The sequence below is a fragment of the Bacillus jepli genome, assembly GCF_047238305.1.
GTDB lineage: Bacteria > Bacillota > Bacilli > Bacillales > Bacillaceae_L > Ferdinandcohnia.
In genome coordinates this window covers 1,981,546-1,993,415 of record NZ_JBDFMO010000001.1, presented here as the reverse complement: position 1 = coordinate 1,993,415, position 11,870 = coordinate 1,981,546, and the positions used below count along the sequence as shown (strand labels likewise).

Below are 11,870 nucleotides of genomic sequence, written 5' to 3'. Positions count from 1 at the left end.
GGTAGTTAGGAACATATCCTTGATAAACGATATAAAGACACTCCACCATGGAATGTCTTTGAGCTACTTTATTTTAACAGCGAGTAAACATTCGTATCATGCGGAACGCCGTTTTGGTACATATAATTTCTTAAGACACCCTCTTTTTCAAAACCGAGTTTTGCTAATAAATCATTGGAGGCTTTATTCTCAAGAAACACAACTGCCCCAATACGTTTTAAATCAAGTTCATTAAACCCATATCTTATCACCTTTGAAGCAGCCTCAGATACATATCCCTTTCGCCAGTATTGGGGATGAAGTTCATAGCCTATCTCTGCGCGCTTATGTTTAGGGGACCAGGCATTAAACCCAATTGTCCCGATGAGCCCATCTCTTTCCTTTAATTCAATCCCCCATCTAATTCCACGCTTTTCTTTATAACTGTTTGCAAAGAATTCAACGAACTGCTCTGCTTGTTTTAAATCGGTTATTGGGTCCTGTCCGTAATAGCGTGTTACCTCTTGGTTTGAAAAACAGTCAAAAATCCCTTGAGCATCACTATGTACAATTTCTTTTAATCTGAGTCTTTCGGTTTCTAGTTTTGGGAACATGGCTGGGCTCCTTAACATTTTTTATTATAAATTCAATAAAAAACAACGTAATCCTTCTGGACAACGCTGTAAAGTGAAATTATTTCTTTTTCTCCTGAAGTGGTTCGACAATTACTTTTTGAATCAGTAGGTTCAGAATCGAAATGATGATTGCTGCCAGTACTGCTGTTCCAAAGTCTTCGATAACGAAGGAATCTCCCATTATGGATTGTGTCAACATTAAGGTAATAGCATTGATGACGAATAAAAATAAACCTAGTGATAGAACTGTGACAGGCAAGGTTAATAGTATGAGAATAGGTTTGACGATTACATTTAAAATCGACAGGATGATACTTGCCGTGATTGCTGCGCCGACACCCTCAAGGTGAAAGGTATCGACGTAGCCTGCGACAACCATGAGTACGATGCTGTTGACAATTATGCTAGCAAGCCATTTCATTATCTATAGACATCTCCTTCATTTGGTACAATAAATATCCAAACGAGATAAATGAGACCTAGTGATCCCACACCTAATATAAATCCTACTACCGCAAGAATACGTAATAGCGACGCATCGATTCCCGTGTAATCCGCTAGGCCACCGAGCACCCCTCCGAGCATTCTATTTTGGGTAGAGCGATATAATTTCTTTTTCATAATTAACACCTCAAAGTGGTTTTATCGTAATTGAACCTGTTTTCGTTTCGGCAAAGAGATGAAGCTTTTGCGCTTTTTCTTCATTTGCCTTAAAACGAAGCGACTTCTGAACAACCTCGTTTTTCTCTTCAATGATCGACATCATAGGAAGCTCAGACTTAAAGTTCCCTAGATTTGATTTTAATTCTCCATCAACTTGGTATTCATTTGCAATAAACATATCAATGCCGCCCGTTGTCGTTTTTACAAAAGCAGTATGGCAGACATCTCCTTGAAGATCACACGTAATATTTCCGTTAAAGCTTTGAAGGTCTACTTTTTCAAAAAGACCTGTTGCTGTTACTGTACCATTAATTGTTTCAGCTTCAAAGTCCTTGCTCGTGATTTGATTTGCTTTAATATGACCATTTGCTGTTTCTACTTCAACTGAATCGGTTTCAAAGTTTGAGATGGTAATAGCGCCATTCGCTGTTTTTGCACGGAATTCCTTTACTCGTAAATTTTCCCCTGTAATCGGTCCGTTAAACATGCGAGCCTTAATACTTTCATAGTTTTCCTGTGGAACATAGATTTTCGCGTGAACCTTCATTTGCTTTTTCTGAATCGATAAACGAAGCGCACCATTTTCAATTGAGAAAAGGACATCCTCTAAAAATGCCTTTCGCGCTCGTTCCTGGTTTTCAATGTTGTATACTTTTGCTTCACATTCAACGCGAACATCCCGCTCTTCCCATGGAATAATCGTGATACTACCGTTTGAAACATCTAGGTCAAGCTTCGTAATGAATACATCCTTATGTTGAAAAATATGTTTCACGTCTACTGAGCTACCAAAATTAAAGTCAAGGTCAAGGTCCTTAATCTTTTTCAGTGCGGTATCGATAAAATCCATAAATTTGTGCTTCGCTGACCCTTTACTTTCATAAGTGTTCTGGTTCTGATTTTGTTGTTGCTGTTGAGATTGCTCGTACTGAACCTGTGTTGAAAGTTCCGTCTTGATTTCTTGTGCCGGGTCGCTAGTTTCTTCAGCCGAATGGAGTTTTTCAATAAGAATGATCGCTTCCTCTGCTGTAAGTTTCCCTTCTTCCACAAGCTTTAAAATACGTTTTTGTTCCTCTTTCATGAGTAAATTCCTCCTTTAAAATTCATCGTGAGCTAATACTTGAATTCCTTTTACAATGTTCCAAATTACGATACCAATGTTAATGATGGCTAATAGAATGAAAACTAACACCATCGCTGCTGCAAATGCCTCCATTGACCCCATAAAGAAAAACGGAATGATGACAAAAATAACAGTAGCCGCTGGAATAATATGTGAAATTAACGCATGGAGGGCATGCTTTTTAACCTCTGGATTTTGTACAAATAGATAAACAACAATTGGTAAAATAAACCCTGCAAAAAAAATACTAAAGTAACACAACGCTGCAATTAATTTATCCGTATTCACTCAACATCTCCCCTTCACACCTCTATATACGAAACCTACACAATATTGGTTTCAACAATTTATAAAAATACGCCTCGAGGCTTAGGGACCATAGGGACGGTTCTCGTGGCTCCTTTGGTTACTCTTCTTGAAATTAATCAATGAATCAAAAAAACCGTCTTACTGTCTCAACTGTCTCAAAAAATCAAAAGGTCAATCCACTGGACTCATTTGCTTTGGTTTTCTTTCTAACAGCCCTTTAAAGTTTTCACGGTAGTGCCAAGTTAAAATTGCTTCAAAAATGGTTATCACAATAGCTAATAAGAGCAACTCTGAATCTACAAAAATATGAAATGCCAAAATATTGACGATTAGTCCAGCTAAAGCTACTAAGACCAATGGTACATATCTACGGATGATCAGTAAAATGCCTGCAATAATCTCAACGCCCTTCTCCATGATCAGCAAATAGCCATCACCCAAAAACTCCATCGCAGCTGGGCTTGTTGGAGCAAACGGTTCAAATCCAAATAAAACAACATAGCCGTTTAATCCCGCACCCAAAAAGATAAGTCCTAACAAAATCTCAATAACCCGAATCATTATTTTCATTTTTGAGCTCCTTTGGGGCCATAGGGACGGTTCCTACGGCCCCTTTTTTGTGAATTTTCTGCACCCTGGAGCCGGGAGAACCGTCCCCCTGGCCCCTGGCTACCCTTGGTCTCCCTTTGGCAATTATACTTTTGATATTACTTTGCGGCTTATTCCGGTAAGTCTTGCTATTTGTCTAGTTGATAGTCCTTCTGATTTTAGGTTTTTGATATGTGTATCTCGTGTGGTTGGGTTGGTTATTTTTTGAAGGTCTAGGCAGTGGTCTACATTGCAGATATTCCTGATGATTTCAGTTGCTCTAGTGTCTGTAAGTTTCTGTTTGTCGGTGATTTCGAGGTGATTTTCTTGAGATTCTTGCATGTGAAATGTTTTAAAATGGGTTAACGCTATATTTTTATCTGTATGAAGTAATTTCAAAATAAAGTCCTTTTCTATTATTCTAGACTTTCCTATATATTCACGATAGCTACTCCACAAGTAACTTGAAATATCCTCAACCATTCCGGCTTTTAGTGGATTTTGATGGATATATCTAATTACATTTAATAAGTACGGAAGGTCCTCAACCACCTCACTTTTAAATCTGTCTTGAAACAAATGTCCGTTTCGTTCATATTTTAAGTTATACCAATACACATAACTTGCACCAAGACGCCTAATGATATTTCCAATCTCCTCATTCCCTTCCTTTATTAGAAGATGAACATGATTCCCCATCAAACAATACGCATAGATTTCAAAATCACATTTATCTTTAACCCTCTTAAGAGTCTCCAAAAATTTATAAGAATCCTCTTCTTCCTCAAAAATGATTTGACGATTGATCCCTCTAAGAATGACATGATAGACATTTGTTTTACTTTTTTCCCTTGCTACTCTAGGGCATAGACATCACCTCTTATTCTATTTTTATTTTTTGGAATTTGAAATGGGTACCTGGGAACAGAATTTAATAGAGGAAAAAACTGGAGAACCGTACCATTATATAGTATCATAATTAGCTAGAAAAAACGCTATACAATTTCGGAGCCATGGGGACGGTTCCTGTGGTCCCCCTGTTTTTACAAAAAGCTTATCTCGGTTCCATGGTATTTGTCTACCACTGATTACCACGGAACGAGACTGGTAGGGGGATTCAAATGAGAGACAGAGGATCTGTTGTTTTGATTAAAAACAATAAGATTTGCCTTATTAAAAGGAATATAGATGACATTGTTTATTATGTGTTTCCAGGTGGCGGGATTGAGCCAAGCGAATCCCCTCGGGAATGCGCCATAAGAGAGGCCTACGAAGAGTTAGGGGTAAAAGTTAAGATCCATAAAAGTATTGGAACTGTCGATTATTGTGGAACACAATATTTTTTCTTATCCGAGATTATTGAAGGTACATTTGGAACAGGTGTGGGAGAGGAGTTCTCTATTCAAAATAGAAACCGAGGAACCTATACCCCGGTTTGGATCGAACTTGATAGACTTGCTTCACTTGACGTAAGACCAAAGGAAATCGTTTTAAAGGTACAATCCTTGTCTGATAATAAGTATTAATTTCGATGTTTCTTCATTTCCCTAGCTAAAATTGAATCGCGAAAACCTTTCTGTCGGATGAATTCTTTTATTTCCTCCACACTCATATAGGAAAGGCGGATATGATAATAATTGATATATTCAATCATGGCAAATCCATATAAGAAAAGGTACCAATATAATCCTTTGGAAAACGTAGCTTGATAGACAAGTACAGGTAGTCCAATCACTAGTAAGACAAGATTACTGATTTTGAAAATACGAAAAAGTGCCAGTTGTTTGTTTGTTAAGGAAGATTGTTCCCCCTTCTTGAGGCGTTTCCACTTTACATACCAATAATAACTTCCCTGAAACAAAATAATTTCTAAAATGCAGAATGCAAATATATGTGGAAAAGTAGTTAAATATTCATTAGACCATTCAAATGTTGGAATATAGAACAACCATAGGATTGGGAATAAAATGGCCGCAGCCAATTCTCCGGTCCAAAGCCTATAAAGCTTCTTCTGAGCTAGTTCTTTCATGGGTATCACCTAACCATTCATTCTCTTAACAGGATACCATAGTTTTACAGTTTGGAGAGAAATATACATCTAAAAAAATCCCAACCTGCTATGAAGCAAATCGGGATTTTTCTAATAAGGGAGCCACAAGAACCGTCCCTCTGGCTCCTACACGGTTTCTTTTTCTTTAATGAGTTCTTTCATTCGCTCTCGGTCGCGTTCTAGGACCGGCTTTAGGTAGTGACCGGTGTGGGAGGCTTTGATTTTTGCGATTTCTTCTGGTGTACCTGTTCCAACGATGGTACCACCTTTGTCTCCTCCTTCAGGACCTAGGTCAACGATATAATCTGCTGTTTTAATCACATCAATATTATGTTCGATCACAAGGACTGTATCGCCACTTTCCACAAGGCGCTGTAATACTTTTAAGAGTCTTGCGATGTCATCGACATGTAGTCCAGTTGTAGGTTCATCTAATATATAGAACGTCTTTCCGTTGGAGCGACGATGTAATTCAGAAGCAAGCTTCACACGTTGTGCTTCTCCACCAGATAAGGTTGTAGCTGGTTGTCCGAGTTTAACATAACCTAACCCAACATCAAACAGCGTTTGTATTTTACGCTTGATTTTAGGGAGGTTTTCGAAGAATGAAACCGCCTCTTCAACCGTCATATCTAATATATCTGAGATATTCTTGTCCTTATATTTCACTTCCAAGGTTTCGCGGTTATAACGTTTCCCATGACAAACCTCACAAGGCACATACACATCTGGGAGGAAATGCATTTCGATTTTAATAATTCCATCTCCACGGCAAGCTTCACAGCGTCCACCTTTTACATTAAAGCTAAATCGACCTTTTTTGTAGCCTCTTACTTTTGCCTCATTTGTATTCGCAAACAAGTCGCGAATATCGTCAAACACCCCTGTATAGGTAGCTGGATTCGAACGTGGTGTTCGTCCAATAGGAGATTGGTCGATATCAATAACCTTCTCTAAATGTTCAAGTCCCTTAATGGTTTTATGTTCACCTGGCTTACTTTTAGCACGATTAAGTTTTTGGGCAAGAGATTTATGAAGAATCTCGTTCACTAAAGTACTTTTACCTGAACCAGATACTCCAGTAACTGCAACGAACATACCAAGAGGAAACTTCACTGTTACGTTCTTTAAATTATTCTCCTTCGCTCCCACAACTTCGATAAAGCGACCATCCGGTTTTCTTCTTTCAACCGGAAGTGGAATGAACTTTTTACCTGCTAAGTATTGACCTGTTAGGGAATTCGGATCCTCCATCACTTCATTAGGTGTTCCTGCTGAAATAATCTCTCCACCATGGGTACCTGCTCCTGGGCCAATGTCGATTAGGTAATCTGCCGCAAGCATGGTATCCTCATCATGTTCTACCACAATTAACGTATTACCAATATCCCTCATTGCCTTTAATGTATCTATGAGTCGATCATTGTCACGTTGGTGTAGACCTATCGATGGCTCGTCTAAAATGTAGAGAACACCTGTTAATCGTGAACCAATTTGGGTAGCAAGACGAATTCGCTGTGCTTCGCCACCCGACAACGTCCCCGCTGCACGACTTAGCGTTAAATAATCAAGTCCCACATTGTCAAGGAACCCAAGTCGTTCCTTTATTTCTCGAAAAATAAGGTTGGCAATCTGCATATCCTTTTCAGAAAGCTCAACATTAGAGAAAAACTCTAAAGCCTCATTAATAGAAAAATCCGTAACATGTGAGATATGCTTTCCAGATATTTGAACGGCAAGGCTTTCCTTTTTTAAACGATGACCTTTACAGGAAGGGCAAGCCTTTTCACCCATGTATTTTTCCATTTGCTCACGAATATAATCAGAGCTTGTTTCTTTGTAACGTCTTTCTACATTTCGAAGAACGCCTTCAAACTGAATATAATTTTCACGAACCTGGCCCCAATCATTTTCATAATGGAAAAAGATTTCCTCTCCATCACTTCCATATAAAACCTTATCCATTAAATGCTTTGGGATATCCTTAACTGGCATATCCATATCGATACCATAATGGTTACAAACCGCTTCAAGCAATTGCGGATAATATTGTGAGCTTGTTGGCTCCCACGGGGCTATTGCATGCTTTCGAAGTGATAAATCCCAGTTTGGAATAACAAGATCTGGATCGACCTCCAGCTTACTTCCTAAACCATCACAATCAGGGCAGGCCCCGAATGGACTATTGAAAGAGAACATTCTTGGCTCAAGCTCACCAATCGAAAAACCACAAATAGGACAGGAATGAAGTTCACTAAATAGAAGTTCCTCTTCCCCCATTACATCAATGATGACCCTACCTTCACCAAGACGAAGTGCGGCTTCAAGTGAGTCAGCTAGTCTTGAAGCTACACCCTCTTTAACCACAATACGGTCAACAACAACCTCGATTGAGTGCTTTTTGTTTTTTTCCAGTTCGATATCATCAGAAAGCTCAAGCATTTCTCCATCGACGCGAACCCTTACATAGCCCTGCTTCTTTATATCTTCTAATACCTTTACATGAGCACCTTTGCGACCTGATACAACAGGAGCAAGTACTTGAAGCTTTGTCCGTTCAGGGTATTCTAATATCCGATCGACCATTTGCTCAATAGTTTGAGAGGTAATTTCGATACCATGATTGGGACAAATTGGTTTACCAACACGCGCATATAATAAACGTAAATAATCATAAATTTCCGTAACTGTTCCAACGGTTGACCTTGGGTTACGGCTTGTTGTTTTTTGGTCAATTGAAATCGCAGGGGAAAGGCCTTCGATTGAATCGACATCTGGTTTATCCATTTGTCCTAAAAATTGACGTGCGTATGCTGAGAGGGACTCGACATATCGTCGTTGTCCTTCGGCATAGATAGTGTCAAACGCAAGGGAAGACTTACCAGATCCAGAGAGACCCGTAACCACAACCAGCTTATCTCTTGGGATTGTAATATCTATATTTTTTAAATTATTCGCCCTTGCGCCTTTCACAACGATTTTATCTAATACCATCTTCTAAGTCATCCTTCCGCTTTTAACTCCAAAATTAAGTCACGTAATTCAGCCGCTCGTTCGAAATTAAGGGCTTTTGCTGCTTCCTTCATTTCTTTTTCCATGTCTGCTATTACTTTATCGCGTTCCTTCTTCGATAATCCTGTTAACTTAGGTGCTGCTTCATAGTTTTCTGTTTCTTCTGCAGCCACCGTAGCCCGAATGACATCTCGTATTTCTTTTTGAATAGTCTGTGGTGTAATACCATGCTTTTTGTTATATTCCTCTTGAATCTCACGTCTACGCTTTGTTTCATTAAGTGCGATTTCCATTGAATTCGTAATCTTATCTGCATACATAATGACTCTTCCGTTTGCATTTCTAGCTGCACGACCAATGGTCTGGATGAGCGAACGTTCTGAACGGAGGAACCCTTCCTTATCGGCATCAAGAATGGCAACAAGTGAAACCTCAGGAATATCTAATCCTTCACGAAGTAAGTTGATTCCTACAAGTACATCATATTTCCCCATACGAAGATCGCGAATAATTTCAATCCGCTCAAGCGTTTTAATTTCTGAGTGCAAATAGTTTACCTTGATTCCAATATCCTTCAAGTAATCCGTTAAATCCTCAGACATTTTTTTCGTTAAAGTCGTCACAAGAACACGTTCATTTTTGTTCACGCGATCTTGAATCTCACCTAATAAATCGTCAATTTGGCCTTGAATTGGTCGAACTTCAATAATCGGGTCGAGTAGACCAGTTGGCCGGATGATTTGTTCCACCATTTCATCAGTGTGTTCAATTTCGTACGGTCCAGGAGTAGCGGAAACATTAATAATTTGATCGATATGCTTTTCGAATTCTTCAAATCGCAATGGGCGGTTATCCAATGCGGAAGGAAGACGGAACCCATGGTCCACCAATACTTGTTTTCTCGCTTGGTCACCATTGAACATGCCTCGAATCTGTGGCAATGTTACGTGCGATTCATCCACAACAATTAGCAAATCATCTGGAAAATAATCCAATAATGTATATGGTGTTGAACCTGGTGGTCGTAATGTTAGATGTCGCGAATAGTTTTCAATCCCTGAGCAAAAGCCCATTTCACGCATCATTTCTAGGTCATAATTGGTTCTTTGCTCAAGTCGTTGTGCTTGAAGAAGTTGGCCATTTTCACGAAGCTCTGCTAACCGTTCCTCAAGCTCCGCCTCAATATTTTTAATTGCGATTTTCATTTTTTCTTCACGGGTTACGAAGTGGGATGCTGGGAAAATGGCAACATGTTCACGTTCGCCAAGAATTTCACCCGTTAAAGCATCAACTTCACGAATCCGATCAATTTCATCACCAAAAAACTCCACGCGAATACAGTGCTCATCACGTGAGGCTGGGAATATTTCGACTACATCTCCTCTTACACGGAAGGTTCCGCGACGGAAGTCAATATCATTTCGTTCATACTGAACATCCACAAGTTTATGCAAAAGTTCATTACGCTCAATTTCCATTCCCGTACGTAGGGACACAACGAGTTCCCGATATTCCTCTGGAGAACCCAAACCATAGATGCATGATACACTGGCAATGATGATAACATCGCGTCGTTCAAAAAGCGAAGATGTTGCAGAGTGGCGCAGTTTATCAATTTCATCATTCACGCTTGAGTCTTTTTCGATATATGTATCAGATGAGGGAACATACGCCTCGGGCTGGAAGTAATCATAATAACTGACAAAATATTCAACAGCATTATTAGGAAAGAATTCTTTAAACTCACTGTAAAGCTGCCCAGCTAATGTTTTATTATGGGCAATAATCAGGGTTGGACGATTTACTTCTTTAATTACATTTGAAATTGTAAATGTTTTTCCTGTTCCAGTTGCCCCTAACAAGGTCTGATATTTTTTCCCCGCCTTGATTCCCTCAACTAGCTCTTTAATTGCTTTCGGTTGGTCACCTTGTGGGGAATATTTAGAAACTAATTCAAATTGATCTTTCACATGCAATCCTCCAATCCGTTTTTTCTGAACTGTTTTATGTGTTTTTTCACTGACATTTTCTCGATAGAAACATTGTACCACAAACCAACCTAAAACAAACAAAAATACGAACTGATATTCGATTTTTTATTTAAAATATCTGTTGTAAAACATGTTATAATTTGGAAAAAAGCATGTAGTGGTGAGGTGTTTTATGATAAAAAGGTGTGGAATCTTTATTCTCGTTTTCGTATTAGGCTTTTTAGTTTCATGCAATAACAATGTCAGAATATCAGGTTGTCCAAATGGAGAAGTTGTTGAATGGGTGGATGCTTTGATGATAACGATGTAAAGTATCAACATGATTTTCCTGATTCTTACGACAAACTAGGCTCGATTTCAATCGAGAAGGGAAAAGAACTTGGGAAGGTGACTTTCATGATGAATGAACATGCATGCAGTGATCACAAGATGGTTAATGGAGATGCCGCATACTTGCCTAAAGGAACTTCGATTTATGAGATAAAAGGATACCCTTCTTCATTCATCGTAGCTGCCGATGATAAAGTATATGTTTTTGATGAAAATAAGGAAGCAAAAACAGCTGGGGAGCTTTACCCACTCGATGGATTGGTAAAAAATATACATATTGAAAGCACCGAGGATGGTAGCAGGCTACACACATTTTCAGACGAATCAAAGGAACAATTTATCCAGTCTTGGTATCGGCTTGGACTAGATGACCCGTATGGTCTTCACTTAACTGGAAAATTTGAAGGTAAACGTGTTTTTTTAGAAATCGAGTTAAATAACGGGGTTAGCTTCCGAGAGCTTTACTGGATGGATTCAAACACCTTTCATAATGGGGTAATTGGGGATGCTGAAATTAAAACAGTGTTTGTTACAGAGTTAGAGAAGATGGAGGAGAAATGAAGGACTGTCCGATGCAACATCATGAGCATTCAGTCCTTCATCCCCTAGATGACGGACGTTTGGCTGCGTCTTCTATAGCAAATAGTCCTTCATTAAACCCCCGACATACCCATTTATTTTTTAGCCCTTTTCCCCATGTTCCTCGCATACAGAAATCCCAATCCAAGCGAGATGATATCCGCAATAATGATATAAATGGAATCTGCATATCCTTTATATATGGATGCAGCAATTAGAGCAACCGCTAGAAAGAAGCCTACATAATAATTATAAGTCACCCTTGTAAAGAAAACGACGAGTACACCCGGAAGGATGAGCGCCAGCAAAAGTTTCAATAGCATCAAATTCGTGTCCTTTCAACAATTTCATAAATTTACTATACCAAAACAACGAAAGTAAAACACATAATTTACCCTTGCTATTCAAACACCTCTGGATAAAACCCTTCCGCTAAACTCTCCACCGCTTACGCCATACAGTTTCCAGGTAATACGCTCTCTAGCGAAATGACAACAAAGTTTTCGTTTTTAACACTTTCTAACTGTGAAAGGGCAGGGTGTTTTTGGTGTCCTTTATTTTTCGTTCGGTTGAAGGTGCTTCATAGTCGTGTATCAAAATCACATCAGGCT

Annotated in this window: 13 protein-coding genes; 2 read left to right on the top strand and 11 right to left on the bottom strand. The window is 39.0% G+C overall.

From position 1 onward, the window contains the following. Positions 1 to 68 precede the first annotated feature (68 nt). From ABC371_RS10040 to ABC371_RS10010, 7 genes are all read right to left on the bottom strand, one after another. A complete protein-coding gene (locus tag ABC371_RS10040) occupies positions 69 to 593 on the bottom strand; it encodes a GNAT family N-acetyltransferase (protein WP_412896676.1) in 525 nt (174 codons plus the stop codon). Positions 594 to 672: 79 nt separating this feature from the next. Then, complete coding sequence (locus tag ABC371_RS10035; protein WP_412899317.1) at positions 673 to 1,038, bottom strand: phage holin family protein; 366 nt, start codon at positions 1,036 to 1,038, stop codon at positions 673 to 675. After that, positions 1,035 to 1,235 (bottom strand): PspC domain-containing protein, encoded by a 201-nt coding sequence (locus ABC371_RS10030; RefSeq protein WP_412896675.1) that lies wholly within the window; start codon positions 1,233 to 1,235, stop codon positions 1,035 to 1,037. The genes ABC371_RS10035 and ABC371_RS10030 overlap by 4 nt, the downstream gene beginning before the upstream one ends. 10 nt (positions 1,236 to 1,245) lie before the next feature. Beyond that, positions 1,246 to 2,358, bottom strand: a complete 1,113-nt coding sequence (locus tag ABC371_RS10025) for a DUF4097 family beta strand repeat-containing protein (protein ID WP_412896674.1) — start codon at positions 2,356 to 2,358, stop codon at positions 1,246 to 1,248. Between the two features lie 15 nt (positions 2,359 to 2,373). Then, positions 2,374 to 2,688 (bottom strand): magnetosome magnetite crystal formation protein family, encoded by a 315-nt coding sequence (locus ABC371_RS10020; RefSeq protein ID WP_412896673.1) that lies wholly within the window; start codon positions 2,686 to 2,688, stop codon positions 2,374 to 2,376. Between the two features lie 192 nt (positions 2,689 to 2,880). Further along, positions 2,881 to 3,279, bottom strand: a complete 399-nt coding sequence (locus ABC371_RS10015; protein WP_412896672.1) for a hypothetical protein — start codon at positions 3,277 to 3,279, stop codon at positions 2,881 to 2,883. 123 nt (positions 3,280 to 3,402) lie between these two features. Continuing rightward, positions 3,403 to 4,116, bottom strand: a complete 714-nt coding sequence (locus ABC371_RS10010) for a transposase (protein ID WP_412899316.1) — start codon at positions 4,114 to 4,116, stop codon at positions 3,403 to 3,405. A gap of 302 nt (positions 4,117 to 4,418) precedes the next feature. Here ABC371_RS10010 and ABC371_RS10005 point away from each other — a divergent pair, with 302 nt between their 5' ends. Next, the gene (locus tag ABC371_RS10005; RefSeq protein WP_412896671.1) at positions 4,419 to 4,823 is read left to right on the top strand and encodes an NUDIX hydrolase; all 405 of its coding nucleotides are present in this window, start codon (positions 4,419 to 4,421) and stop codon (positions 4,821 to 4,823) included. On the opposite strand, the gene ABC371_RS10000 is transcribed toward ABC371_RS10005, so the two are convergent. The 3 genes from ABC371_RS10000 to uvrB all read right to left on the bottom strand — a co-directional run bounded on the left by ABC371_RS10000 (position 4,820) and on the right by uvrB (position 10,329). Then, positions 4,820 to 5,326 (bottom strand): hypothetical protein, encoded by a 507-nt coding sequence (locus tag ABC371_RS10000; protein WP_412896670.1) that lies wholly within the window; start codon positions 5,324 to 5,326, stop codon positions 4,820 to 4,822. The genes ABC371_RS10005 and ABC371_RS10000 overlap by 4 nt on opposite strands. 147 nt (positions 5,327 to 5,473) lie before the next feature. Beyond that, positions 5,474 to 8,341, bottom strand: coding sequence for an excinuclease ABC subunit UvrA (uvrA, locus tag ABC371_RS09995; RefSeq protein ID WP_412896669.1), 2,868 nt, complete (start codon positions 8,339 to 8,341; stop codon positions 5,474 to 5,476). An 8-nt stretch (positions 8,342 to 8,349) separates the two neighbouring features. Next, positions 8,350 to 10,329, bottom strand: a complete 1,980-nt coding sequence (gene uvrB / locus ABC371_RS09990; protein ID WP_412896668.1) for an excinuclease ABC subunit UvrB — start codon at positions 10,327 to 10,329, stop codon at positions 8,350 to 8,352. 300 nt (positions 10,330 to 10,629) lie between these two features. Here uvrB and ABC371_RS09985 point away from each other — a divergent pair, with 300 nt between their 5' ends. Further along, positions 10,630 to 11,241, top strand: a complete 612-nt coding sequence (locus tag ABC371_RS09985) for a hypothetical protein (protein WP_412896667.1) — start codon at positions 10,630 to 10,632, stop codon at positions 11,239 to 11,241. Between the two features lie 113 nt (positions 11,242 to 11,354). Here the strand turns inward: ABC371_RS09985 and ABC371_RS09980 are convergent, their stop codons facing one another. Then, positions 11,355 to 11,582: a DUF2198 family protein gene (locus ABC371_RS09980; protein WP_412896666.1), complete on the bottom strand. Its 228-nt coding sequence runs from the start codon at positions 11,580 to 11,582 to the stop codon at positions 11,355 to 11,357. Positions 11,583 to 11,870 lie beyond the last annotated feature (288 nt).